Here is a 22,366-nt window from a genome sequence, read left to right as displayed (position 1 = left end):
GTCATGCGTCAGACGGCCTCTCGCGTCCTCATCGCCTCGGGCTGGGGTTCTTCGGCCCCCGCCGTCAGGAGCTTGGGGGCGCGCGAGAACTCCATCGTGCCGTCATCGACCTTGCCGAAGCGCAGCGTGAACAAATCGAGCAGGTAGTTCTGATAGAGCCGCCACGGCCTCTTCGAGCCCTGCTTCGGCAACAGCTCGAGCGCCCGCTGGACGTAGCCCGACGAGAAGTCGAGGAACGGCCGCTCCTCCACCGTGGGATCTCTGCGCGGCGTGCAGGTCGTGGCTCCGTACCGCTCCATGTGGTTGAGCAGCCGGCAGACGTACTCGCTGGTGAGGTCCGCTTTCAGCGTCCACGACGCGTTGGTGTAGCCGAACGTGTAGGCGAGGTTCGGCACGTCACTGAACATCATGGCCTTGTAGCTGAGCGTCTTCGACAGGTCGCGCCGCTCGCCGTCGATGCTGAACTCGACGTCGCTCAGGAGCTGCAGCTTGAGACCCGTGGCGGTCACGACGATGTCCGCCTCGAGCTGCTGGCCGGAGCGGAGCGCGAGCCCCTTCTCCGTGAATGTTTCGAGCTGATCGGTGACGACCGAGGCGCGGCCCTGCTTGATGGCATCGAACATGTCGGCGTCCGGGACGAGGCAGACACGCTGATCCCACGGGTTGTAGCGTGGCGTGAAGTGGGTCTCGACGTCGTAGTCGTGGCCGAGATGTTCGCGCACCTGGCCGATGAGGAGCTTCTTCACCCGCTCGGGCATCTTCCTCGACAGCTTGTAGATGAGGATGCTGAGCAGCACGTTCTTCCACCGCGTGAGCCCATAGGCGAGCTTCTCCGGGAGGATGCGGCGCAACCCATTGGCGATGCGGTCCTCGGCTGGACGCGAGACGACATACGTCGGCGAGCGCTGCAGCATGGTGACGTGCGCGGCCTTCTTGGCCATCTCCGGCACGAGGGTGACGGCTGTCGCGCCGCTGCCGATCACGACGACGCGCTTGTTCTCGTAGTCCAGCTTCTCTGGCCAGAACTGCGGATGGACGAAGGTGCCCTGGAAGCGCGCCTCACCGGGGAACTCGGGCCGGTAACCTTCGGCGTAGTTGTAGTACCCGCAGCACATGAGCAGGAAGTTGCAGGTGATGCGCACGGGCTCCTTGTTGGGTCCGCGCACGGCCTCGATCGTCCAGCGCGCCTCCGCGGATGACCAGGAGGCCCGCTTCACGTGGTGGCCGAAGCGGATGTGCTGGTCGATCCCATACTCGCGCGCCGTGTCACGCACGTAACGGAGGATCGACGGCCCGTCGGCGATTGCTTTCGCCTCGGTCCACGGTCGGAACGAGTAGCCCAGCGTGTGCATGTCCGAGTCCGAGCGGATGCCCGGATAGCGGAACAGATCCCAGGTGCCGCCGATCGCGTCGCGACCCTCGAGGATCACGTAGGTCCTGGTCGGGCAGCGGGCTTGCAGGTGATAGGCCGCGCCGATGCCGGACAGTCCCGCCCCGACGATGAGCACGTCGTAGTGCGCTGTAGTTGTATCAGTCTCCACATTGTCAAAGTGGATCTGACAACGCATCATGTCAACAGGAGTCCTATGTCTCCCTCTCCCGTGACTAACCGGCGCTATCGCGGCTCCTCAGCCGAAGAGCGGAGAGCCCAGCGGCGCGAGCAGTTCCTCGAGGCGGCCATCCAGGTTTATGGGGAGCAGGGCTATCGCAACGCGACGGTGAAGGCCGTCTGCGAGGCGGCCGGGCTCACCGAGCGCTACTTCTACGAGTCGTTCTCCAACAGCGAGGAGCTGCTCGTCGCTTCCTTCCAGGCCGTGACGGACTTCGTCCTGGGCGAGCTGGAGAAGGCAGGGGCCGGGGCTTCGGGCCGCCCCGTCGAGCGGGCTCGCGCGATGCTCAGCGCCTATTACGAGGCGCTCAAGAACCATCCCCTGTCGGCGAGAGTGTTCCTCGTTGAGATCTCGGGCGTGAGCCCCGCCGTGGATCAGGTCTTCGAGGCGTTCCTTCGTGGCTTTGGCGAGCTGCTCGCGCGGACGCTCGACCCTCACGGGAAAAGCAGCGCGGCGGGCGAGCCGCTGCTGCGGGCGGGCGTGGTGGGTGGCGTCATCCACATCGCCTTGAGTTGGATCGCGAGCGGCTACTCGCGACCGATTCACGAGGTCGTCGACGCCGCCATGCGCCTCTGCCTCGTTCTCCGCGGGGATTGAGCCGGCGGGTTACTTCAGCACCCCGAGTGCCTCCAGCTTGTCGAAGAGCTCCTCCCGTCGCGGGCGCGGGGGAGGGTGGGCCTCCAGGAAGGACTGGATGGTCTGCACCTCGTCATAGCGGAAGGTGAAGCCGGTGGCCTGCTGGAAGGCGCGTGCGTCCACCACGATGGGGTACTGCAGGTGGTAGAGCGCTCCGGGGGGTAGTCGTGGCAGTCCGAAGCGGCCGATGAGCTGGCGCAGCACCATCATGGGCAGCGGCACCGGCTGGCGCTGGGCGTGTTGGATGATGACGGACAGCGGCAGCGGCTGCGGCCCCGCCACGTTGAAGACGCCGCGCACGCGCTTCTCCACCGTGAGGGCGATGGCCGCCGCCACGTCGTCCTCATGCATGAACTGGAAGAGCGGATCATACCCCGCCACCATGGGCACCCGCCGGCCCCTCAGGAAGGTGGCGAGCGTGCCCTGCGCCGAGGGTCCCAGCGTGTAGCACACGCGCAGCACCGACGTGGTCAGCTCCGGGTAGCGCCACAGCGCCGTGGAGGCGTACAGGTCCGCGGCCACCAGGTCTCCCAGCTCCGGGAAGGAGGCCAGCTCCTTCGGCGGCTCGTCCTCGGTGTGGTAGAGCGCCGAGTCCGGTGCCGCTCCGTAGAAGGTGTGCCGGCCCACGAAGACGGCGTGCTTCACCCCGTAGGTGCGGCAGTGCTCGAAGACCACGCGCGTGCCGCCCAGGTTGATGCGGTGGCGCTCCTCGCCCTGCACACGCAGCGACGTCACCGTGGCCATGTGCACCACCGCCTCGGGCCGCCGCGTGCGGAACACGTCCTCCGCCGCCCGCTTGCGCAGGTCCACCTCGTGCACTTCGACATCCGCGGGCGCGTCCTCCCACGGTCGGGTGTCGATGCCCATCACCGTGTGTCCGCTCTCCCGCAGCTGCAACGCCACGCGCTGCGCCACCGCTCCGCCAATACCGAGGATGAGAATCTTCATGGCTCAACGCCCTTCCAGCGCTCGTGACGGCGCTTCTCGACGATGCCCGCGATGCGCTCCTTCACCTGCTCCACATAGCCCAGGATGACCGAGTCCTCCTCGTTGCCCGTGCCCTCGAAGTGCATTGGCTCGCCATAGTGGATTTCCAGCGGCACGGGGAGGGGCACCGGCAGCACGTAGGGCGTGACGGGCACGTAAGGCATTCCGAGCGCCCGGCCCAGGCCGTAGAGGTTGGCGATCGTCGGAATGGCCGCTCCGCCTCCCAGAAAGCCGAAGGGGATGATGGGGGTGCGCGTCTTGAGCGCCAGGCGCATGAAGCCCGTGCCGAACTCCACCAAATCGTAGCGCTGCGGATAGAGCTTCGCGGTGCCGCGCGCGCCCTCGGGGAAGATCATCAGCAGCCGGTCCTCCTCCAGGAGGCGTATCGCGTGCTCGGGCAGGCCGGGGAACTGGCCGCAGCGGCTGGCCCACGTGGAGGCCACTGGCATCGCGTTGATGAACTTCTCCGCCATGCCCTGCGCCAACCGCGGGGGCTCCATCTCCAGGAAGGCCGAGGTGATGACCATGGCCCCATCCACCGCCACGCCTCCCGAGTGGTTGCCCACCACCATGGCCCTTCCTCGCGCGGGGATGTGCTCGATCCCGTGGCAGCGCACCCGGAAGTAGTTCCGGTAGAAGAAGGCCATCACCTCAAAGAAGACGCGCAGGTGTGATTTGGAGACGCCGTACGGGTCTACCCCATACGCGTTGAACGGCAGCTCCATTCGCTCCAGCCGCTCCCTCACCGACTCTTCTTGCTTCACGCCTTCTCCCCCTCCGCATCCTGGGGCGACCATCGTGTCAGATTCCGCATTCTCTCGGGGAAATGCGTTGCCTTCCCTCCACGCGCCGCGCTCGCGGGCCGCGGGCCTCTTCCCCTTACACGATGTTTTGTGTGAAAAGTTATTTTCATTGGAATTATCCGATTACAAGCAATAGCAGATGTGCCAAAATTTTCGTGTAATCGAGCTTTTCAAGAGTTCGTAGGAGAGAGGATCGTCATGAGGAGGATGAGGCGTTTCGTGGGCATCTGGATGGCGCTGGTGCTGGGCCTGGCGCTGGCGTTGCCGGGCTCGGCCGTGGCCAAGGGCTCACGAGACGTGAGGGTGGAGCGGCGGGAGTTCCCGGTCCGCCTGTCCGATGGGCACACCTATACGGTGGTGGGCTACCTCTATTACCAGGGCAGCTTGAAGCACCGCCCGGTGCAGATCCTCACGCACGGCATCACCTACAACCACGAGTACTGGGATCTGCCGGAGATCGACGGCCGGAACTACTCGTACGCGCGGTACATGGCCCGCCAGGGCTACGCGGTGCTCGCGGTGGATCTGCCGGGCACGGGTGAGAGCGACAGGCCGGACGGGGACTTCATCAACCTGGCGGAGTCAGCGAGCGCCCTGCACCAGGTGGCGCAGTACCTCCGGGTCACCGCGCCGAAGCACACCTTCGAGAAGCTCATCTATGTGGGGCACTCGAACGGGGCGCTCATCTCCACCTTCGCGCAGGCGCTGTATGGCGATGCGCAGGCGCTGGTGATGACGGGCTGGCTGAACACCCTGCACTCGGTGCCGGTGGACGAGGCGACCATTGGCGCCCTCCTGGCGCAGGGCCCGTATGTCCGCGTGCCCGATGAGCTGCGCACCGCGCTCTTCTATGACGTGGCGAACGCGGACCCGGACGTCATCACCTACGACAACCAGGTGGCGGACACGGTGACGCGTGGCCAGCTCACGGACCTGCTGACCATGCTGGCCTCGCCGGAGCTCATCCCGGTCCAGGACATCCGCGTGCCGCTGCTGGTGCAGCTCGGGGAGAACGACGTGGTGGCGAACGCGTCCTACGCCCGGAACGAGGCGAAGGCCTACCCCCGCTCCCCCTTCGTGTGGGTGGACACGCTTCCCAACATCGGACACGCCGTCAACGGCCACTCCACCCGGCTGCAAAGCTGGGCGGGGATTGATCTGTTCCTGCGCCTCGTGGTGCGGTGAGGCTCAGGAGGCGGAGGTGAGCTCGCCGAGGATGCGCGCCACCTCCATCGCAGCGGCCTCGGGACGCAGGCTGGTGTCGGAGATGCCAGCCACCACCCGGGTGATGTTGTGGTCCACCGCGCCCGGACTGGCCCAGACTCGGGCCTGGGGCGCGGTGACGTAGGCGGAGAAGCTGTGGTGCCCGGAGCCCGGGCGCTCGCCGACGACATGGATGAGGGCTCGGGGCCCCTCCAGCGACGGGTCTCCGAAGAGGATTTCTCCCGCGCGGTAGCCGGCCCGCACGCGCCCGAGTGTCAGCACCAGGTGCTCGGGGGCCACGCGGTGGCCAGCGGCCTCCAGCCGGGCGCGCAGCGTGGTGAGGAAGGGCTGCAGGTGGCCCTCGTCCATGAGCGAGCGCGCGTCCAGACCATCCGAGATGACGAACTGGACGTCGTAGCGGCCGGCGTGGCGCGCGCGCAGCGCCTCCAGCACGCGCTCGGAGGAGGGCTCCAGCTGCTCGCCCGCGGGCGGGCGGAGGATGTAGTCGCGGCGGGTGGAAGCCCGGGTGCGCAGGCGCACGGCGTCGGGGATGGCCGCGATGAACTCCGGGGAGAGGTCGGTCCACAGGCCGGCCTTGGCGTCGTTGTAGAGCTGGCGGATCTCCCGCTCGAGCGTGGGCTCCATGTCCCACGGCTGCGCGCCATGCCCCACCGCGAGGGGCACGCCGCGAGCGTGGACCTCGGCCATCTGCCGCGCGGCCTCGGCGAGCACGTCGGCGTCCGGGCGCATGTCGCCCTTATGGCGGCGGTACTGGAGGTACACCCAGGCCGGGTCTCCGAAGTGCTCGGTGGGCCTGCCTTCCGCGTCGATGACGCCCAGCCGCTGGAAGAAGGCCCACATCCGGTCATCCACCTTGTAACCAAACTTCTGGCGCAGCCGGACATGGTCCTGGAAGGCCGTGGTCAGGTAGCTGAGCATCGGATCATTCCGGGTGGGCAGCGCCATGAGGTAGCCGGGGTTGGCCGGCATGAGCTGCTCCAGGCACCAGCCCAGGTCGTCCAGCGAGACGTCCATGTGCAGCGTGGAGCAGACGTCCAGGCCGATCGTCAGGCCGTGCAGCTTGCCCATGACGATGTCCTCGAGGCAGCAGCGCACGAGCTGCTCACGGGTGCGGAACACCTCGGGGCCGATGAAGCCGGCCACGTCGTTGACGATGACCCAGGGCGCGGGCTCGGCGACGCCAGCGCGGGCCTGTGCGGCGCCCACCCGCTGCTTGAGGGCGCGCGAGAAGCCGTACTTGCGCGACTCGTGCACCACCATGTCCACGCCGGCGGCATGGCCGTTGGTGGCATCCGCGCCCTGGCCCGTTTCGAAGTACATGCCCCAGCGCCCGGTGCGCGCGGCGGTGTGGGCCTCCATCTTCTCCAGCGTGACGTCGAAGGTGCGGTTGGCGGCCTCGGTGCTGCCCAGGCTCTGGAACCAGACACCCGTGGTGCCCGGCTGCATGGCCTCCACCACCGCCTGCACGTCCACGTGCGCCAGCACGCAGTGCGGCATCACGTCCTGGAGCCCGAACGTCACGAGAATCTCGTGCAGGGCGGACTCCACGGCGGCCACGGACTCGGGCGCCGAGGACACAGGGTTGGTGCCGAGCACCACGTCACCCACGGCGAAGCTCCACCCGTTGAAGACCTGCCAGCGGATGTCGTCCGGGTGGTCCGTGGGCGAGTTGGGCTGGATGCGCGCGCCCAGGTAGCCCTTCGCGCCCACCTTGCCGCCAGGCAGCGGATTGAAGACCTTGCGCCCCACCGCGGCGAGCTCCTCGTTGGACATGAGCTTCACGACGCAACCAATGGCGTCGCTGCTCAGCCCGTCGATGAGCTCGTGGATGTCCTCCTCGCTCGCCGACAGCAGGAAGGCCTTGAGCTCGCCCAGCGTCCAGCTCGCGGTGCGCGCCTGCGCCGAGGGCTCGATCGCCCCCTGCATGTACGAATAGAGCCGCTCCTCGATGAGCGGGTAGGCGTCCAGGTCTCCCAGGCGCGTGCGCGCGAGCAGCTCGCGGGCGTTGCGGCGGGACACCTCGTCGGCCGCGGCGACCCCGATGGCGACGTCGCCTTCCTTGAGCTCGTTGGCCGCACCCACCACCTGCTGGTACAGCCGGGGCTCGAAGCCGCCGCGGACGCGCCGTACGTAGGCGAACACGTCCTCGTCCGGGAGGATGTCGGGGATGGAGACGCGGGCCGGGGCGCTCTCGTGAGAACGAGCGGCCTCGTGGCCGGCGTCAGAGGGAAGGGACACGGGGAGCTGCTCGGGGTGCTGCTCCTCGCGGGGCTGCGTCAGGCTTTCCGCCATGGCGAACTCACCTCGTGGGCAGAGGCTAGTGCTGCCCGGAGTACATGTCACGGGGGAGAAGCCCGGAAGAGGGTCTCCTGTGTGACGCTGGCGTCAAACGCGGCCGCGCACCCAACAATTTCAGCGGGAGCCCGGGGCCTCGGCGTGCAGACGCTCCAGGAAGAAGGCCACCACCACCAGCGAGTGGGAGATGGCCCCACTTTGGAGCAGCTGCGTCACCGCCGAGCGCGGGTGCAGCTCCACGGCGATGTCCTCGCCCTCATCCTGCTTGCCCTCGTGCTGCTTCACGCAGTCGAGCGCCAGGTAGCTGTGACAGAGGTTGTTCTGGATGGCGGGGTTGGGGTGCACCTGCCCGAGCCTCACCACTCGGCCCGGCACGTACCCTGTCTCCTCCTCCAGCTCGCGCGCGGCGGCGGCCCCGGGGTCCTCTCCGGGCTCCACCATGCCGCCGGGAATCTCCAGCGTCGTCTCCTCGGTGCCGAAGCGGTACTGGCGGATGAGGACGACCTGCTCGTCCTTTGTCACCGCGATGACGTTCACCCAGTCCGGGCAGTCGATGAGGACGCGCGGGTGCTCATGGCCGGTGCGCGGGTCCGCCACCACGTCCTGGCGGACCTTGAGAACGCGGTAGTCGTGCTCCAGGCCCCGGCGCAGGCGGGGCCACGGTTTGATGAGGCTCATCGGCTCAGTTCAGCAGAGAGGCGCGCTCGCGCAACTCCCGAGCTGTCAGTTCCAGCCGATCCCGGTCCGGTGCGTCCGGCGACAGCTCCATGCAACGCTCCACGTCCTTGAGGGCCGCTCGGTAAGCCCCCAGGTTGGCGAGCAGCGCCGCCCGCGTGCGCAGCTCGCCCGGATGGTTGGGGGCCAGCATCAGCAGCAGGTCCACCACGGCCAGCCCTCGCTCGTACTCCTCGCGCTCCAGGTACACCCGCCGCAGGTTGGAGAGCATCCGGTAGGTGATGAGCTCCACCGGCGCGGGCGCCAGCATGGAGGGCGTGAACTTGAGCTGCGGCGCCACGCGCTCCAGCAGCTCCTTGCAGCCCTCCTCCGTGAGGATTTCTCCTGCGTGGAACGGGTCCACCACCAGCTTGTGGTCCCCGGCGCTGCAGGCCACCAGGAAGTGCCCGGGGAAGGGCACCCCGTAGAGGGGGATGCCCGCACGCCGCGCTACCTCCAGGTACACGACCGAGAGAGAGATGGGCAGGCCCACCTTCCGCTCCAGTACCAGGTCCAAGAAGCTGTTTTCCGGGGACTGGTAGTCGTCCTCGTTCCCGCGGAAGCCCTCAATGTCCGCCAGCACGTGACGCAGCGCGGTGAGGCCCGCCATCACCTCGCCATGGCCCGCGTGGCGCTCCATCTCCAGTTGGACCCGGCAGGCCAGGGCATCCAGCGTGTGCAGGCACGCCGCAGCGTCCAGCTCCGGCTGATTGAGGGTGGCGATGGCGATAGCAGCCAGGTCCAGCCGCGGGGGATCGGCCGCGAGCGCGGACAGGAGGCGTTCGCGGGCGAGCGGCGGGCTCAAGGTCGAGGTGATACTCACGGCGGAAAGGACTAACCCACAGGAGGGCGGACGGCAAAGGCAGGCAGGCAGTCAGCGCTGGGGAGGTTCGGGGGGCAACAGGCGGCTCTTGATTTCCGCGTTGAGCGCCACTTGTGCGGAGATAAGCCCCGAGAGCAACCCGTCCTCGAACTCAAAGGTCGGGTGTTCCTTGAGTTTCGGGAAGTCATGTGGGTTGCGCAGCTCCTCCGGGGTGATGTTGGGGACCACCTCGCGGGCCAGGCGGAGGACCTTGGCCTGCTGCTGGGAAATCATCCGCTCGTAGAGCTTGCCGGCAATCTCCAGCATCTCCAGTCCGCTCTCTTCCGTCATGTGTCTCCTCGCTTACTGCTGGGCGATGTCCCACTTCACCCGGCGCCAGGTGCGCCGGAAGGCCGTTACATCTCCCTCCACCGCATCCCGCTCCTGCTCGCGTCCGTCGAGGAACGCAACGAAATCCAGCTGACGCTCGGGGCTGTCGTACTCGGAGTCGAAGAGGCGGACGAACTCATTGGCGGGCAGGGTGCGCCGGCCGGCCACGTCCACCAGGTCCACGCGCACCCCCTTCGTCTCCTGGGAGGGGACATAGGACTTATAGACGAGCTCGGTGCACACGAGGGTGGAGTCGGAGAAGAAGTCGAAGTTGAAGTCGTAGGGTCGGCCCTGGAGATGGAAGGCGCGGGCGATGGCGCGGGCCTTGTCCACGGGCTTGAGGCGCGGGCGCATGACGCCGAGGTAGTCCACGCGCATACCGTGCTCGGGCCCGGTGAAGGACACCCCCTCGCTAATGGATTCGATGATGCGCAGCGCGTCACCATGGCTGTCCGGGGTGCCGTAGGCGGCCCACTTGGCGGGGTACTCGCGCGCCAGGTGCTCAGCGAGCGTCTTCGGTGAGCCGGGCTGGGTCTTCAACCACGCCTGAACCTCGGGGTCACCGTCGAAGAAGGTGACCCAATCCTGGGGCGTCCCCACGTACAGCTCCGCATGAGGCCAGAAGCCGGGCAGGCCGATGTTGGAGAGGTACCAGTTCTGCCGCGCCACGAGGATGTCGCCTGGCTGCATGCGGGAGAGCAGGGCGAGCGTCTGCTCGCGCTTGATGAGCGGCTGGCCGATGCGCTTCACCCGCGTGTCGCCCATCCACTCGGCCACCGAGCGCTGCACGGGGAAGACGGCACTGCTGGTGGCGTCCTTGAGCACGTCCGCGCCGGCCTTGGCGAAGAGGGTGGGCCCTCGCTTGAGGAGCTTGCCCCGGGCCACCTTGGAGTTCTGCCGCATCTCCTGGAGGAGCCACACCGCGCGGCCCACGTTGAGGATGCCTGTCGTCTTCAGCAGGGGCCGGAGCTGCTCGGCGTAGGAGTCCCCCGTCATGAGCTGGGTGGAGGTGGAGACGTGGATGGCCTTCTGCTTGAAGCGGGCGAAGGTTCGCGCGGGCAGGCCGTACTCCTCGGCGGGCTCGTCCAGGATGATCTCGAGCTGCTTGCGGCCGTTGGTGAGCTCCGCGTACGTGAGCCCGTGGGCCAGCTGCGTGGTGAGCGCGCCATGGGTGAGCAGGAAGCCCCAGGCGTGCTTCGTGTCCTGGGTGCGCTTGGGCATCTTGAGGAAGTCCCAGTAGCGCTGGCGGATGAGCTCGAGCGAGGCGAAGTAGTCAGAGAAGGCTGCCCAGGTGGTGAGCAGGGTGCGCTTCTCCTCGGGCGTGTAGGGGATGTCCTGCTCGCGCGTGTAGAGGCCGCGCGTCTGGGTGATTTGTGCCTGCAGGGCGCGCAAGCCCTGGGCGTGGCGCTCGAGGAGCTCCAGGTCTCGGAGGGCCTGGTCCACGAAGGCCCCATCCTCCAGCGAGTAGACGCTCGTGGCCTCAACAACGGGGCTGTCCGCGTCGGGTGCCTGGGGCAGGGGAGTGGGGGGGGCGAACGCGAGCCAGGTGACGAGCAGCGGGGTGGAGAGCATCAGGAGTCCCGGAAGGGGTCTGGGAACCAGCAATCTACCCTGGCCCTGGCCGGTTGGCTGCCCAGGGGGCGCGAACGGAAGGGGCATTGCGAGGTGGCCCGCCGGACATTCCGTCCCCAGGTTGAAGCCGAAGCCCCGGGAGAGGGAGGCAAGCCCGGGCGGAAAGGCAGAGGACACGATGGCATTCGGATTTGCGGAGAACCCAGCGCTCTCCATCACGCCGCATCTGGACTCCGTAGACTACCCCGCGACGCGCGAGCAGATCGTCGCCGCAGCGGAGGACAACGGCGCCTACATGGACATCATCAACGTCCTCAAGTCGCTGCCGCAGGAGGAGTACCAGTCCCGGGAAGAGGTGATGAGGGATCTGGCGGAGGCCGCGCGGCGGTTCGCGCTGGGTGGCCGCCGGTACGACGATGACGGGGTGGATCGGGATCGTCGCAATATCGGCCGGGACCTGGTGGAGAACGCCCCGGACGGCAACCAGCGGCATCCGTAGCGACGATACGTTGAGCAACAGGTGAGAGGTGAGGCGCTCGCGGGAGCCGGCCAGGGGGGGCCGGTCCTCGCGGGCGTCTGGTGTTTCAATCCCTGTCAGGCGATCGGGCTAGCGGCGACGAGCCGGAGGTACTCGTGCACGGAGCCGTCGGATGGGCGGTGGGTGATCAGCCCGATGTAGCCATCCGGGCGGACCAGCACGAGTGCGTTGCCGTCGAGGTCGTATGCCGTCCGCGCGTGCCGATGGGTATCAACGAGAGTGTTCGCGCCGGTGGGTTCTCCCGGCTCGACCACGGTGTGCGCGCGCACGAGCGGACCATACCGGGCGTTGATGTGGGCGACCGTGTCCGCGTGGGCCGCGCCAAAGGCCAGCAACGTGAAGTGGGGGCCGCGGAACGCCTCGAACAGTCGCACGGGTGTGCCGGCCGCATCGTGGCAGGGCGCGTCGGGAGCCCGGTCTCCGGCTCGTATGCTTCCACGCGAGTCCCGCTCGTCGCGGGCGAGCCGGCTGTCCCGGTAGTGGAGTCCGAGTTGTTGTGTCTCCTTACCCCGCCGGTGCGCATCCGGTTCTCCCCGGACGGTCTTTTGGTGCAGCTTCGTGCTGAGGCCGAGCACGTCCGCGGCGATGGGCAGCCGTTCCTCTTCGTAGCTGTCCAGCAGGGCCCGGGGGGCTCCCGCGAGCACCTGGCCGAGCTTCCAGCCGAGGTTGTAGGCGTCCTGGATGCCGGTGTTCAGGCCCTGCCCTCCCTCCGGAGAGTGCACATGCGCGGCGTCGCCGGCCAGGAACACCCGGCCCACCCGGTACCGGTCCACCATGCGGATGTTGACCCGGTACACGGACATCCAGCTCGGGTCGTGAAGCCGCACGTCGGAGCGGCCGGACCCCTCGTCGAAAATCTTCTGGAAGGCGCTCAACGACAGCTCGGGGACGGCGTCCGGGGCGAGCGGCGCCACGAACTGGAAGACGTTCGTGCCGGGCAGTGGGCACATCATGACCCTGGGCGTGCGTGTCTCGGGGTTCACCCAGGCGTGCCAGTGCTCGCGGTCCAGCCCGTCGGCCTGGACGTCGCCGATCAGCATCCGATCCGTCTCGTACGTCTCGCCCACGAAGCTCACGCCGAGGTGCTTGCGCACGAAGCTGTGCCCGCCGTCGGCGCCGACGAGGTAGCTGGCCCGGACCCGCTCGGTCCTGCCCGCGTGGACGAGCGTGGCGGTCACTCCCTCTTCGTCCTGTTCGAAGCCGGTCAGCTCCGTGGCGAGCTCCACGCGGACGCCATATCCGGCGAGCCGGGTGCGCAAGATCTCCTCCATCCGCCACTGAGGGATCATCCAGCCGTTGGGGTAGGGCACGTCCGGCATCGGCTCGCGGGGCTCATGCATGCGACCTTCCCAGACGACCTTCTCCCCGGCGTAGGCGCGCATCAGCGGATACAGCGCGCCCGAGGCCAACACCGCGTCGAGCACCCCGAGATCCTCGAGCACCTCCATGCTGCGCGGTTGCAGACCCTTGCCCCGGGAACCGGAGAAGGGCTCCAGCGCCTTCTCGACGAGCCGGCATGCCACGCCACGCCGGGCCAGCTCACACGCCAGCGTGAGCCCCGTGGGCCCGCCACCCACGATGAGAACCGGAACATCCACGTGCTGCTCCATGTGCTTCCTCCTTCGCCAGGGAGGCGAACTTAACGGCGTTAAGCATGCATTTAACGGCGTTAAGCTGTCAAGCTCCGAGCCGGACCGAGGTGGTGATGGGACTGGATCGCGAGTTGGTGGTGCGCACGGCGCTGCGGGTGCTGAACGAGGAAGGACTGGAGGGGCTGACGCTGCGGCGGATCGCGCGCGAGCTCGAGGTGCAGGCGCCCGCGCTGTACTGGCACTTCAAGAACAAGGACGAGCTGCTCGACGAGATGGCCACCACGATGCTCAGGGATATGGTGGGGGCGACGAAGCGTCCCGGTGCCAGACAGTCCTGGGCGGAGTTCCTGGCGGAGACAGCCCGGGGCCTGCGGCGAATGATGCTCAGCTACCGCGATGGAGCGAAGGTCTTCAGCGGCACGCGCCTCACCGATGAGACGTTGTACGCGTCGATGGACGCTATTCTCCGGAAGCTCGTCGACGCCGGGTTCTCGCTTCGCGACGCGGTGTGTGGCTTTTCCACGGTCTACAACTACACGGTGGGGTTCACCATCGAGGAGCAGGCCGTGAATCCGCTGCCGGGCCAACACAACGAGGAGTACGACCCGGAGCGGCGAGCCCAACGAGTCGATGGCAAACGTTTCCCGCTCGCCTTGGCCGCGGGCGAGGAGATGTTCACGAAATTCGATGATCGCTTCGAGCGAGGGCTGAAGCTGATCCTCGGTGGAATGGAGCAGTTGCTCCCGCGTGGGCGGTGAGACTCGCGGGCACCGGCTGCATAGGACCGGTGCTCGTAGGTGTCCGGACTTACTCTCTGTGCGCGCTAGCTCCACTCGGAGAGCGGGAGCTATGCTGGTGCCTCCGAGCGCTTCCCGCGCTCAGGGGGGCCGGGTTGATGAAGCGTGTGCACGCGGCGGCGGCAGGGCTGCTGATGTTGATGGTCAAGACGGGATGCCCTCATGCCTTTGGCAAGGGGGGGAACCATTGATCAGGCCATGCTCAAGGACATCGCCAAGGAGTTGGCCGAAGACAGTTGCGACCCGCAGGATGTCCAGATGGAATGCGGGTATGAGCCGGGGGGCTACGATAAGTGCATGGCCTCATGTGAAGAGGAATTGAGGAAGAGGGCGGCCCGGAAATGAAGTGGCGTGCCCTGCCCGCCGTTTTGCTGGGGCTTCTGCTTCCGGTTCCCCTCATCTGGGCTGTGAGTTGGCTGTTGCCCGGCGGAGTTGGACCGCATGCGGTGCGTATCGATGACCGCAGGATTGTCCCCATGCTTCCCCCGGAATCACTGCGCCGGTTGCTCACTTTTCAGAAGCCCTGTCGCGGAGATGAGGATTGCGACGCCCCACTCATCTGTCTGCGAGATCAGTTCATGCGGAAACCCTTTTGTACGGCGAGCCAGTGTGCGACGGACCTGGATTGCAATGAGGGATTCGCTTGCCGCTCGGTGACCATGGGCGAGCGTGTGGTGCGTGTGTGCGGGGCCATGGGAAGTGCGAAGGAGGGGGAGTTTTGCCTGAAGTTACCTATAAAGCAGGACATGGGATGCATCCCGGGTCTGGTGTGCACTGCCAGGAAATGCCGCCGCCCCTGCCAGCCTCATGCTCCCCGGAGTTGCCCCGATGGCTATTTCTGTGGCACTGCGGATGCGGAGGGTCCTTCATGTCTTCCCTCTTGCGAGGGACAGGCCTGTCCCGAGGGACAGCGATGTGTGGCATTGGAGCACGGAATGTCGATGTGCGCGCGGGTGCATGGAGTGGATTGTCAGCTCAATCCCTGTCCTGCGGAGCAGGTGTGCGACGTCTCCTTGTCTTCCCAAGAGTCGCAAGTTGATGCGCTGATGAAGTGTGTACTGACGTGTGACGAGCAAGGGGCTCCGTGCACCGATGGTTTTTCGTGCGTCAAAGGGCGGTGCCGTCAGCGATGTCGCTCCGAATCACAGGGCTCCTGTGGGCCGCTGGAGAAATGTGTGGGCGCATCGGAGCGGTACCTCGGGTTTTGCGTTTTCAACACAGACAACTGAGGTGCGCCCGTTGATGGTATCCGTCCTGGAGACACGCGGCGCATGGAGCGCCGCGGTTCCGACTGGCCCAAGCGGAAGGACTCAGCGCCAGTCCGGTGGGGCCATGTTGACGCGGGGCATGTAGTAGCCCTCGGGTCCCTGCAACACCGTCTCGAAGCGTGGGTCGTTGAGCACCACGCTGCCGGGACTCTTGTCCACACGGGCCGGGTCCACCTTGGCCCCATGCATGGGCAACTTCGCGTACGTTGGGATGCCGTACTGATGCAATCCATCCAGGGCCACTCCACAGATGGGATACGAGGTGCCATCTGGTAGGTACAGTCGGTCGAACTGGATGTAGACACGATGGGGGGCCGTCACGGCCTCGCCGGTGATTCTCACGTACAACTCCTGTCCCTTCATGTTCACGAGCATGGAGGCGGAGATGGGACCGGGCTTGAGGTTGAGGGCGCCCCCATCCTCGATGGATTCATCCGATACGGGAGTACCGGATTCCGGGTCGATGAAGGAACCTTGCTCGTCGGGCACGATGCCCAGCTTGACGGGAGTGGCGCGGGCCTCAGGTGAGCAACTCGCGAGGTATCCGATGGGATCGGGCCGGACGGGAGCGGTGGCACACCCGGCGAGTTGCGCGGCGGCCACTCCCAGCATGCTGGTGAGCAGCACGCACAGGCGTGAGTCCGCCTGGGTCGGGGTAGGGGAAGAGAGGGTGGCTTCGGAGTTGGGAGCGGAGGACACGGACTGCGTTCCTTTGTCGGAAGGCGCCGGACTGGCCGGCGCGGTGGGCTCCGCATGCCAGCCGCCCTCTGGAGGAGGCGCCTGTGCGACGCGGAGGAGCGTCCACCCTATCCCGAGCAACCCCAGTCCGAGTGCCAGCGCGACGAATCGCCGCGTCCGCCTTCCCACTGGCCCTGTGTGCGCGGGTAGCGGGGTCTCCTGGGATAGAGGGGGGGCGGGTTGCTCCGGCTCCTGTGCTTCATCCCGCGACTCCTCCAGCATGTCCACGTCCGGAAAGAGCTTCCTCAACCCCGTGCATTCGGAAGGCCGCTTCGCGGGAGCCTGCCAGGACTCGGTATGCCCTTCTTCTCCACGCAGCCGCTCCAATTCCTCACGCACGGCGCGGGCGCTCGGGGGCCGGTGTTCGGGGTCCTTCGCCAGGAGCGACAGGGCCAGGGCGCACAGGGAAGCGGGAGCTGCGGGGGCGAGCTGCTGGGGGTGCAGGGGCGGTGTGGTGGCGATGGCCACCAGTGATTGCTCCAGCGACAGCCGGGTGCTGAAAGGACGGCAGTTGGTGAGGGTTTCGTAAAGCAAGACACCAATGGCATACAGATCAGCGGCGGGACGTGCCTCCAGTCGCGACCCCGGGCGCGTGGCGTCGAACAGCACGAAAGCGATGGCCTCGGGTGGCTGGCAGTAGAGGGTTCCGGGAGCCAGTCCCTCCGTCAGGGGGCGAGCCCAGGGCAGGTGCGCCGAGCCGAAGTCGATGAGGATTGGGCTGTCATCTCCCTGGCGCACCAGGAGGTTGTCCGCCTTGACGTCCCGGTGGCATACGCCGCGTTTATGCAGGGCCTCCAGCGTTTTCAGGAGCTCGCACAGCACACCCACCGCGCGGTGGAGCGATGCTCGTTTACGCCAGCGCCACACGTGAAATGTACTCCCTGAGATGTAGGGCGTGACAAACCATGCGTAACCCTTTTCCGGATTGGGCCACCGGCCCCACTCGAGTACTGGCAGCAGGTGGGGGTTGTCGAGGTACTCCAGCGAGGCGACCTCGCGGCGCATCCAGGCATCCACCCGGTCCTCGTCCTCTGCCGATGGTGGTCGGGCCGCCATCTTCATCGAGTACTGGTGACCCCCACGTGCCACCTGGAAGACGAAGGCGAATCCTCCGATACCCAGCTGGCGCACGATGTAGAAGTCCCTCACGCGGTCCCCCGCGCGGAGTTGGTTGGGATGGATTGGCGGGCTCATGGGCGGGTCCGCACTTCCTCTATGGGGATGCGTTGGAATGCTCCGGGTGATTCCTGTCCGTCCAGAGCCAGCTCCAACCTTGAGGCCCCTTCCGGGAGGAGGTCGGTCACGATGTGGCGCTGACGGATGGTGTCTGCTGTTCCAGAGGTCAGGTGCGCGGGCCACTCCAGGAGGGTTCCGTCCGGGAGCGTTGCCCGCAGGCGTGCTTGAACCAGTCTCCAAGGTGGGGCTCCCTTCTTGCGGCTGCGCACGGCCACGGTGGCGAAGAAGCGCTGCCCCACCCAGAGCACGGATTCGGCCTGTCCGCGTGCGGCCCGTGGGTCGCGGTCCACCGTTACTTGGGGGATGGCGAGCATGGCGCGGGCGTCTGGCGTGGCGAGGATGCTCCGGGCCATGGACTCCGCCTCCGTCCCATCGTCGGACGTCTGTCCGAACACCACGCGTACCTGCGCGTCCACCGTGTCGTGCCGGGTGATGAACACGAAGCGGAGGGGCTCGGCACCGGGCTCGGTCTCTACCGTGAGTGGGACCTGTTCTCCCTTGGCCAGGTTCGTGGTGGAGATGACGACCAGCGCACCGTCGTTCGTTCGGACGAGTTGGATGCGCTCCTCGTGTGCCGGAAGCCTCATGGCTCCGAGCCGCAAGGGGGCTTCGAACCGGGCGAGCGTGGCCACTCCGGCGCGAATGTGTAGCTCCAGGGGAGGCACCTCGTCGGGGCGGGCGGGAGCCACGAGCGTGCGCCACTGGAGCACTTGTCCACCGGGCGGGTCCTGCGCAGAAGCCAGGGTGGAGAGCAGGAGTGACGGCAGCAGGAGCCAGGGACCAGGGCGCACGCGGAGCCTCGACGAATGGGCGCGCAGGGTAGGGGAGGCCCGTTCGAGGGGACAAGCGCAAAACCACTCGTGTGGTCACCTTGGTGGAAATGACTCGGGAGATGGTGCGTGGTAGGAGCCGAGCCCTTCCTGGTTGCTCGATCTACCGTTCAGGCAGGCAGGGGTCCGCGGCTCGCTCCCTGATGCCCGCGACGGGCGTGCTCATGGAAGAGGCATGGACTGTTCTTCCGACGTGGTCGTCCTGGGCGCCGGGGCCGCGGGGCTCGCCGCCGCGGATCGGCTGACCCGCGCGGGCCTGCGCGTCGTCGTGCTGGAGGCCCGGGATCGCCCAGGTGGCCGGGTGGACACCGTGCGCGACGCGCTCGATGACATCCCCCTGGAACTGGGCGCGGAGTTCTTCCATGGCAAGCCTCGCCTTCTCCAGAAGCTGGCCCGGCGCGGCCGGGTGAAGGTGGGCACGTGCAACGACTCACACGCCCTGCTCTGGCGCGGAAGGCTTCAGGTCGGAGACGCAGACTTCGAGTTCGTGGAGGACCTCGCCGCCGCTGAGCCTCCGGACCGCCCCGTGAGCCAGTTGATCTCCGAGCACGCTCGCTCCGGGCACTGGTCCGAGCGCAAGGTCCTTCTGGCCCGCGCCTACGTGGAGGGCTTCTACGCGGCCACCGTGGACACGGCCAGCTCGCTCGCCATCGCCCGCATGGAGCGCGCCGCGGAAGCGCTCGGAGGCATTGCGCCTTCACGTGCGCTCCAGGGTTATGACCGGGTGCTGGCGCCGCTCGTCCGGGGGTTGATGCGCCGGCCCCAGACGCTCTTCTTCAACGCTGTCGCCGAGCTGGTGAGGTGGTCGCGTCGGGGAGTCGAGGTGCGCGCTCGCACGCGTGAGGGCGCACCTCTCGGCGTCTTTCGGGCCCGGCGAGCCGTGGTGACGCTGCCCCTGGGTGTGCTGAAGGCCGCGCCTCCCGAGCCCGGCGCGGTGCGGTTCCTTCCCCGCATCCCGGAGAAGGAGCGTGCGATGGCTCGGCTCGAGATGGGGCCTCTCGTGAAGGTGCTTCTGCGCTTCCGCTCGCCCTTCTGGGAGGAGCGCGAGGACACCCGGCGCCATGGCTTCTTCCACGCCCCGCAGCTCTCCATTCCCACCTGGTGGACGCTCTCGCCCCTGCGCTCGCGCTACCTCGTGGGCTGGACGGGTGGACCTGCCGCCGAGGCGCTCTCCCGACTTCGCGAGGAGGAGGTGTTCCGGCACGCGGTGGAGTCGCTCGGGCGCATCTTCAAACTCTCCCGTCGTGCGCTCGAGGAACAGGTCGAGAGCTGGCGAGTCCAGGACTGGCAGCGGGAGCCCTTCTCCCGGGGCGGGTATTGCGTCATTCCGGCCGGGGCCGTGGATGCGATGGAGGTCCTGGCCCGGCCTGTTCAGGGCACCGTGTTCTTCGCCGGCGAGGCCACCCACCTCGAGGGCGAGGAGGGCACTGTCCATGGAGCGCTCGCGACGGGGATTCGCGCGGCTCGCGAGGTCCTGAGGAACGAAGCGCTCGCGAGCAAGGGTGCTTTCTGACAGCGTGCGCCGACGTCATGCGACTCCTTCGTTCGTGCTCCCTGGTGCTCCTCGTGGCCTCGGCCACCGCGTGCAGCCGCAAGGTCCTTCCGCCGGTGCCCGAGTCGACCACGCCTCCTCCTCTTCGGCTCGAGTTCCAGCCTCCCGAGGACTCGGTCCTCACGGAGACGGTGAAGAGCTCCCTGCAGCGCAGGGGGGCGCCGGGTTCTCAGGAGGCGGTGCTGACCACCGTCACGCGCTTCACGCCTGAGCAGGGCGGCTGGCTCCTCACGCAGCGGGTGACGCAGGCGCGCTACTCGCGCGACGGGACTCCGGTGGAGACGCTGGTGGATGATGTCCTCACACGCTTTGACTTGCGCGTGCGGCTCGCGGCGGATGGTGCCTACGTGCGGGTGGTGGAGCCAGAGGGTGCTCTGGCGGCGCTCGATGCGGTGGCTCCACCCGGACAGGACGTCACGCCCCTGGAGGCCTTCTTCGCCCCCGACGCGCTGGAGTCGCGCACGCGCGGTGAGTGGGCGGTGAAGTACGGCGGTCTCTATGGGCGGACGTTGGCACCTGGGCAACACAGCTACGTGGTGGGCACGGTGCCGCTGGGTGGGCACGAGGTGACATACCTGCTGGAGCGCACCTTCCACGGTACGGGGCCCACCGAGCAGGGTGAGGCGATGGTGTTCACGCTGCGCTGCCTGGAGGCGCCGGGGGAAGGGGCGTCCCAGGAGTTGCACGAGGCGCTGCTCCTGGCGGGGAACCCGCAGCTCACGCCAGGGGTTGAGTGTGAAGGAGAACAGTTGCTCGGGAGGGGCCGCTTCCTGCCGGTGCGGCGCGGGCTCACCCTGAAGGCGACGTTGGACGGAGAGACCTGGACGTGGGCGACGCAGTCGGCGTTGGAGTCGTTGCGAGCGCCCGAGGAGGAGCGGCGATGAGCTACGAGCAGAACCTCATCAGTGACGAGGCGGGCATCCGCGCGGTGGTGCAGGGCAGCAAGCGCGTGGCAGTGCTGGGCATCAAGACGGAGCTGCAGCAAGGCCAGCCGGCTTTTTACGTGCCGCAGTACCTGGCCGGGGCGGGCGTGGAGGTGGTGCCCGTGCCCGTCTACTACCCGGACGTCACGCACATCCTCGGCAGGCCGGTGTATCGGCGGCTGGTGGACATTCCGGGAGAGATTGATCTGGTGGACGTGTTCCGGCGACCGAACGACATCAACCAGCACGTGGACGACATCCTCGCCAAGAAGCCGAAGGCGGTGTGGTTCCAGTCGGGCATCCGCAATGACGCGGCGGCCCGCCGGCTGGCCGAGGCGGGCATCAAGGTGGTGCAGGACCGCTGCTTGATGGTGGACCACCGTCGCTACGGGCGCTGAGCTCCACCCGATGCCCGGTGTGCGGGTTGCCACGGATTGACGCGGGACGTCCCTGGATGCATGTAGGGGCCAGCCTCGGGCTCCTGACCCCATGGATAGACAACCCGCCACCGGTGCGTTCTTCGATGACTCACTGTGGCCGCTGCTCATCGTCCGCCTGGTCGGGCAACTGAGCCACGCCCAGTTCGAGGCGTATCTCGAACGGATGAGGTCCTATCTGCTGCGCGGCGAGCGGCACCTCTTCATCATGGACACGAGCCAGAGCCGCAGCACGTCGGTGGATGGCAAGCGGCGGCTCCAGGCGGACTGGATGGATGCGAACGAGGCGTTGCTGCGCGAGTGGCGTCTCGGCACTGCCTTTGTCATCCGCTCGCCCTTCCTCGGGTTGGCGATGCGGGCCTTTCTGCATGCCAAACCGCTGGTGACTCCCTACGTCGTTGTCTCCAACCTGCACGAGGCGGCGGCCTGGGCGGCCGGACGTTTCGAGGAAGCGGGGCTCCCGCTCCAGGCGGGGCTCATTCGCGAGCACTTCGGGCTCCGGGTGTCCCGCCTGGAGCACTCCGCCCGTTAGGCCTCCTCGAAGGGGACAGGAGGCCGGGCCATGGCGCGCTCGGCGCTGAGCTTCGCCTGGTGCAGCGCATCGAAGCCGCGCTCCATCTGCGTCGGGGACACCGGCGGCAGGTTGGACACCACCACGTAGACGGGGAAGCCGCGCTCCTTGAGCAGCGAGAGCTGCAGCCGGAAGTGATCGTGCCGCAGCGCCGCTGAACCCGCGGCAATGCCCTGGGCATACGCCATGGGGCCGCCCAGCATCTTGCGTGTGCGGCTCGGCAGGTAGTGCACGAGGATGGCGTCCAGGTCCTTACCGAAGGCGCTCTCCCTCATGGAGAGCGCGGGCGCCTTGTCCACCAGACCCCCGTCCCAGTACAGGTCGCGACCCAGGCGCACCGCGCGGAACAGGCCCGGGTAGGCGCACGTGGCGTGCACCCGAGGCGCCAGCTCGCCGGAGGTGAAAATCTCGTGCGTCCCCTGTGAGAGGTTGGCGCTCGCCAGCAGCAGCGGGTGTGGCAGCTCCTCGAAGCTCTGCACCGGCAGCGTCCGCTCCAGCAGCTTGCGGAAGCGCTCGCCCTTGAGCAGGCCCGTGGCACCGTGGCCATTCACCGGGAGCGCGTTGACCACCGCCCCAATGGGGTCCGGATCCCAGAAGGCCTGCCGTGTCTGCTTGAGGACCAGCTCTTCGATGAAGGGCACGCTCGCTCCCGCGGCGGCGTACGCGGCGACCAGGCCGCCGGCGCTCGTTCCGGCATACGCGGTGGGCTTGAGGCCTGTGGCTGCCAGCCCTTTGAGGAAGCCGGCGTGTCCGTAGAAGCCGAAATACCCGGCTGAGAGAACGAGTCCGAAACGTTTGCCTTCGAGGAGCTGGCGCAGAGAGGGAGCGGGCATGCCCCGTCTCTAGATGAC

The 22,366-nt window shown here is 67.5% G+C and carries 21 protein-coding genes; 9 read left to right on the top strand and 12 right to left on the bottom strand.

All coding sequences use genetic code 11. From position 1 onward, the window contains the following. Positions 1 to 8 precede the first annotated feature (8 nt). Positions 9 to 1,571, bottom strand: a complete 1,563-nt coding sequence (locus tag F0U60_RS39585) for a flavin-containing monooxygenase (protein ID WP_395807556.1) — start codon at positions 1,569 to 1,571, stop codon at positions 9 to 11. A 15-nt stretch (positions 1,572 to 1,586) separates the two neighbouring features. On the opposite strand from F0U60_RS39585, the gene F0U60_RS39580 reads away from it, so the two are divergent. Further along, a complete protein-coding gene (locus tag F0U60_RS39580; RefSeq protein ID WP_395807554.1) occupies positions 1,587 to 2,207 on the top strand; it encodes a TetR/AcrR family transcriptional regulator in 621 nt (206 codons plus the stop codon). 9 nt (positions 2,208 to 2,216) lie between these two features. Here F0U60_RS39580 and F0U60_RS39575 read toward each other — a convergent pair whose 3' ends face one another. Both F0U60_RS39575 and F0U60_RS39570 read right to left on the bottom strand, forming a co-directional pair. After that, positions 2,217 to 3,194, bottom strand: coding sequence for an SDR family oxidoreductase (locus F0U60_RS39575; protein ID WP_395807552.1), 978 nt, complete (start codon positions 3,192 to 3,194; stop codon positions 2,217 to 2,219). After that, positions 3,191 to 3,997 carry a lysophospholipid acyltransferase family protein gene (locus tag F0U60_RS39570; protein WP_395807550.1) on the bottom strand — a complete coding sequence of 269 codons (807 nt, stop codon included), beginning with the start codon at positions 3,995 to 3,997 and terminating at the stop codon, positions 3,191 to 3,193. Before F0U60_RS39570 ends, F0U60_RS39575 begins: the two co-directional genes overlap by 4 nt. Before the next feature lie 237 nt (positions 3,998 to 4,234). On the opposite strand from F0U60_RS39570, the gene F0U60_RS39565 reads away from it, so the two are divergent. Further along, positions 4,235 to 5,221, top strand: coding sequence for an alpha/beta hydrolase (locus F0U60_RS39565; RefSeq protein ID WP_395807548.1), 987 nt, complete (start codon positions 4,235 to 4,237; stop codon positions 5,219 to 5,221). Positions 5,222 to 5,224: 3 nt separating this feature from the next. On the opposite strand, the gene eutB is transcribed toward F0U60_RS39565, so the two are convergent. From eutB to F0U60_RS39540, 5 genes are all read right to left on the bottom strand, one after another. Beyond that, positions 5,225 to 7,552, bottom strand: coding sequence for an ethanolamine ammonia-lyase subunit EutB (eutB, locus tag F0U60_RS39560; protein ID WP_395807546.1), 2,328 nt, complete (start codon positions 7,550 to 7,552; stop codon positions 5,225 to 5,227). 120 nt (positions 7,553 to 7,672) lie between these two features. Further along, a complete protein-coding gene (locus F0U60_RS39555) occupies positions 7,673 to 8,233 on the bottom strand; it encodes an NUDIX hydrolase (protein WP_395807544.1) in 561 nt (186 codons plus the stop codon). A 4-nt stretch (positions 8,234 to 8,237) separates the two neighbouring features. Continuing rightward, positions 8,238 to 9,092 (bottom strand): SirB1 family protein, encoded by an 855-nt coding sequence (locus F0U60_RS39550; RefSeq protein ID WP_395807542.1) that lies wholly within the window; start codon positions 9,090 to 9,092, stop codon positions 8,238 to 8,240. A gap of 51 nt (positions 9,093 to 9,143) precedes the next feature. Beyond that, the gene (locus F0U60_RS39545) at positions 9,144 to 9,422 is read right to left on the bottom strand and encodes a hypothetical protein (protein ID WP_395807540.1); all 279 of its coding nucleotides are present in this window, start codon (positions 9,420 to 9,422) and stop codon (positions 9,144 to 9,146) included. A 12-nt stretch (positions 9,423 to 9,434) separates the two neighbouring features. Beyond that, positions 9,435 to 11,033, bottom strand: a complete 1,599-nt coding sequence (locus F0U60_RS39540; RefSeq protein ID WP_395807538.1) for a YiiX/YebB-like N1pC/P60 family cysteine hydrolase — start codon at positions 11,031 to 11,033, stop codon at positions 9,435 to 9,437. Between the two features lie 178 nt (positions 11,034 to 11,211). On the opposite strand from F0U60_RS39540, the gene F0U60_RS39535 reads away from it, so the two are divergent. Beyond that, entirely contained in the window at positions 11,212 to 11,532 is a 321-nt protein-coding gene (locus tag F0U60_RS39535; protein ID WP_395807536.1) for a DUF2795 domain-containing protein, read from the top strand. A gap of 95 nt (positions 11,533 to 11,627) precedes the next feature. Here F0U60_RS39535 and F0U60_RS39530 read toward each other — a convergent pair whose 3' ends face one another. After that, the gene (locus F0U60_RS39530; protein WP_395807534.1) at positions 11,628 to 13,181 is read right to left on the bottom strand and encodes an FAD-dependent oxidoreductase; all 1,554 of its coding nucleotides are present in this window, start codon (positions 13,179 to 13,181) and stop codon (positions 11,628 to 11,630) included. A 95-nt stretch (positions 13,182 to 13,276) separates the two neighbouring features. Between F0U60_RS39530 and F0U60_RS39525 the strand changes: the two genes are divergently transcribed. Both F0U60_RS39525 and F0U60_RS39520 read left to right on the top strand, forming a co-directional pair. Continuing rightward, positions 13,277 to 13,921 carry a TetR/AcrR family transcriptional regulator C-terminal domain-containing protein gene (locus tag F0U60_RS39525; protein WP_395807532.1) on the top strand — a complete coding sequence of 215 codons (645 nt, stop codon included), beginning with the start codon at positions 13,277 to 13,279 and terminating at the stop codon, positions 13,919 to 13,921. Between the two features lie 237 nt (positions 13,922 to 14,158). Continuing rightward, complete coding sequence (locus F0U60_RS39520) at positions 14,159 to 14,305, top strand: hypothetical protein (RefSeq protein WP_395807529.1); 147 nt, start codon at positions 14,159 to 14,161, stop codon at positions 14,303 to 14,305. A 965-nt stretch (positions 14,306 to 15,270) separates the two neighbouring features. Here the strand turns inward: F0U60_RS39520 and F0U60_RS39515 are convergent. Both F0U60_RS39515 and F0U60_RS39510 read right to left on the bottom strand, forming a co-directional pair. Continuing rightward, positions 15,271 to 17,160 (bottom strand): serine/threonine protein kinase, encoded by a 1,890-nt coding sequence (locus tag F0U60_RS39515; RefSeq protein WP_395807527.1) that lies wholly within the window; start codon positions 17,158 to 17,160, stop codon positions 15,271 to 15,273. Beyond that, positions 17,157 to 17,993: a DUF2381 family protein gene (locus F0U60_RS39510; RefSeq protein WP_395807526.1), complete on the bottom strand. Its 837-nt coding sequence runs from the start codon at positions 17,991 to 17,993 to the stop codon at positions 17,157 to 17,159. Before F0U60_RS39510 ends, F0U60_RS39515 begins: the two co-directional genes overlap by 4 nt. Positions 17,994 to 18,207: 214 nt before the next feature. Here F0U60_RS39510 and F0U60_RS39505 point away from each other — a divergent pair, with 214 nt between their 5' ends. The 4 genes from F0U60_RS39505 (at position 18,208) to F0U60_RS39490 (ending at position 21,476) form a co-directional block, all read left to right on the top strand. After that, positions 18,208 to 19,545: a flavin monoamine oxidase family protein gene (locus F0U60_RS39505; protein ID WP_395807524.1), complete on the top strand. Its 1,338-nt coding sequence runs from the start codon at positions 18,208 to 18,210 to the stop codon at positions 19,543 to 19,545. 17 nt (positions 19,546 to 19,562) lie between these two features. Further along, complete coding sequence (locus F0U60_RS39500; protein WP_395807522.1) at positions 19,563 to 20,468, top strand: hypothetical protein; 906 nt, start codon at positions 19,563 to 19,565, stop codon at positions 20,466 to 20,468. Then, positions 20,465 to 20,905, top strand: coding sequence for a CoA-binding protein (locus F0U60_RS39495; RefSeq protein WP_395807519.1), 441 nt, complete (start codon positions 20,465 to 20,467; stop codon positions 20,903 to 20,905). Before F0U60_RS39500 ends, F0U60_RS39495 begins: the two co-directional genes overlap by 4 nt. A 91-nt stretch (positions 20,906 to 20,996) precedes the next feature. Then, complete coding sequence (locus F0U60_RS39490) at positions 20,997 to 21,476, top strand: hypothetical protein (RefSeq protein WP_395807517.1); 480 nt, start codon at positions 20,997 to 20,999, stop codon at positions 21,474 to 21,476. Here F0U60_RS39490 and F0U60_RS39485 read toward each other — a convergent pair. Further along, positions 21,473 to 22,348 carry a patatin-like phospholipase family protein gene (locus tag F0U60_RS39485; protein WP_395807515.1) on the bottom strand — a complete coding sequence of 292 codons (876 nt, stop codon included), beginning with the start codon at positions 22,346 to 22,348 and terminating at the stop codon, positions 21,473 to 21,475. The two genes, F0U60_RS39490 and F0U60_RS39485, sit on opposite strands and share 4 nt — an antisense overlap. Positions 22,349 to 22,366 lie beyond the last annotated feature (18 nt).

It is taken from the genome of Archangium minus, from assembly GCF_044360475.1.
In the GTDB taxonomy this organism is placed as follows: domain Bacteria; phylum Myxococcota; class Myxococcia; order Myxococcales; family Myxococcaceae; genus Archangium; species Archangium minus.
The sequence above is the reverse complement of the archived record's forward strand: the minus strand, read 5'-3'. Positions and strand labels throughout refer to the sequence as shown.

Bases quoted from the DNA above. Each gene is read 5' to 3' on its own strand.
- F0U60_RS39505 (WP_395807524.1), top strand. From the start codon at position 18,208: ATGGACTGTTCTTCCGACGTGGTCGTCCTGGGCGCCGGGGCCGCGGGG.
- F0U60_RS39495 (WP_395807519.1), top strand. From the start codon at position 20,465: ATGAGCTACGAGCAGAACCTCATCAGTGACGAGGCGGGCATCCGCGCG.
- F0U60_RS39555 (WP_395807544.1), bottom strand. From the start codon at position 8,233: ATGAGCCTCATCAAACCGTGGCCCCGCCTGCGCCGGGGCCTGGAGCAC.
- F0U60_RS39575 (WP_395807552.1), bottom strand. From the start codon at position 3,194: ATGAAGATTCTCATCCTCGGTATTGGCGGAGCGGTGGCGCAGCGCGTG.
- F0U60_RS39540 (WP_395807538.1), bottom strand. From the start codon at position 11,033: ATGCTCTCCACCCCGCTGCTCGTCACCTGGCTCGCGTTCGCCCCCCCC.
- F0U60_RS39515 (WP_395807527.1), bottom strand. From the start codon at position 17,160: ATGAGCCCGCCAATCCATCCCAACCAACTCCGCGCGGGGGACCGCGTG.
- F0U60_RS39545 (WP_395807540.1), bottom strand. From the start codon at position 9,422: ATGACGGAAGAGAGCGGACTGGAGATGCTGGAGATTGCCGGCAAGCTC.
- F0U60_RS39565 (WP_395807548.1), top strand. From the start codon at position 4,235: ATGAGGAGGATGAGGCGTTTCGTGGGCATCTGGATGGCGCTGGTGCTG.
- F0U60_RS39520 (WP_395807529.1), top strand. From the start codon at position 14,159: ATGCTCAAGGACATCGCCAAGGAGTTGGCCGAAGACAGTTGCGACCCG.
- F0U60_RS39525 (WP_395807532.1), top strand. From the start codon at position 13,277: ATGGGACTGGATCGCGAGTTGGTGGTGCGCACGGCGCTGCGGGTGCTG.
- F0U60_RS39485 (WP_395807515.1), bottom strand. From the start codon at position 22,348: ATGCCCGCTCCCTCTCTGCGCCAGCTCCTCGAAGGCAAACGTTTCGGA.
- F0U60_RS39490 (WP_395807517.1), top strand. From the start codon at position 20,997: ATGGATAGACAACCCGCCACCGGTGCGTTCTTCGATGACTCACTGTGG.
- F0U60_RS39535 (WP_395807536.1), top strand. From the start codon at position 11,212: ATGGCATTCGGATTTGCGGAGAACCCAGCGCTCTCCATCACGCCGCAT.
- F0U60_RS39500 (WP_395807522.1), top strand. From the start codon at position 19,563: ATGCGACTCCTTCGTTCGTGCTCCCTGGTGCTCCTCGTGGCCTCGGCC.
- eutB (WP_395807546.1), bottom strand. From the start codon at position 7,552: ATGGCGGAAAGCCTGACGCAGCCCCGCGAGGAGCAGCACCCCGAGCAG.
- F0U60_RS39585 (WP_395807556.1), bottom strand. From the start codon at position 1,571: ATGATGCGTTGTCAGATCCACTTTGACAATGTGGAGACTGATACAACT.
- F0U60_RS39580 (WP_395807554.1), top strand. From the start codon at position 1,587: ATGTCTCCCTCTCCCGTGACTAACCGGCGCTATCGCGGCTCCTCAGCC.
- F0U60_RS39530 (WP_395807534.1), bottom strand. From the start codon at position 13,181: ATGGAGCAGCACGTGGATGTTCCGGTTCTCATCGTGGGTGGCGGGCCC.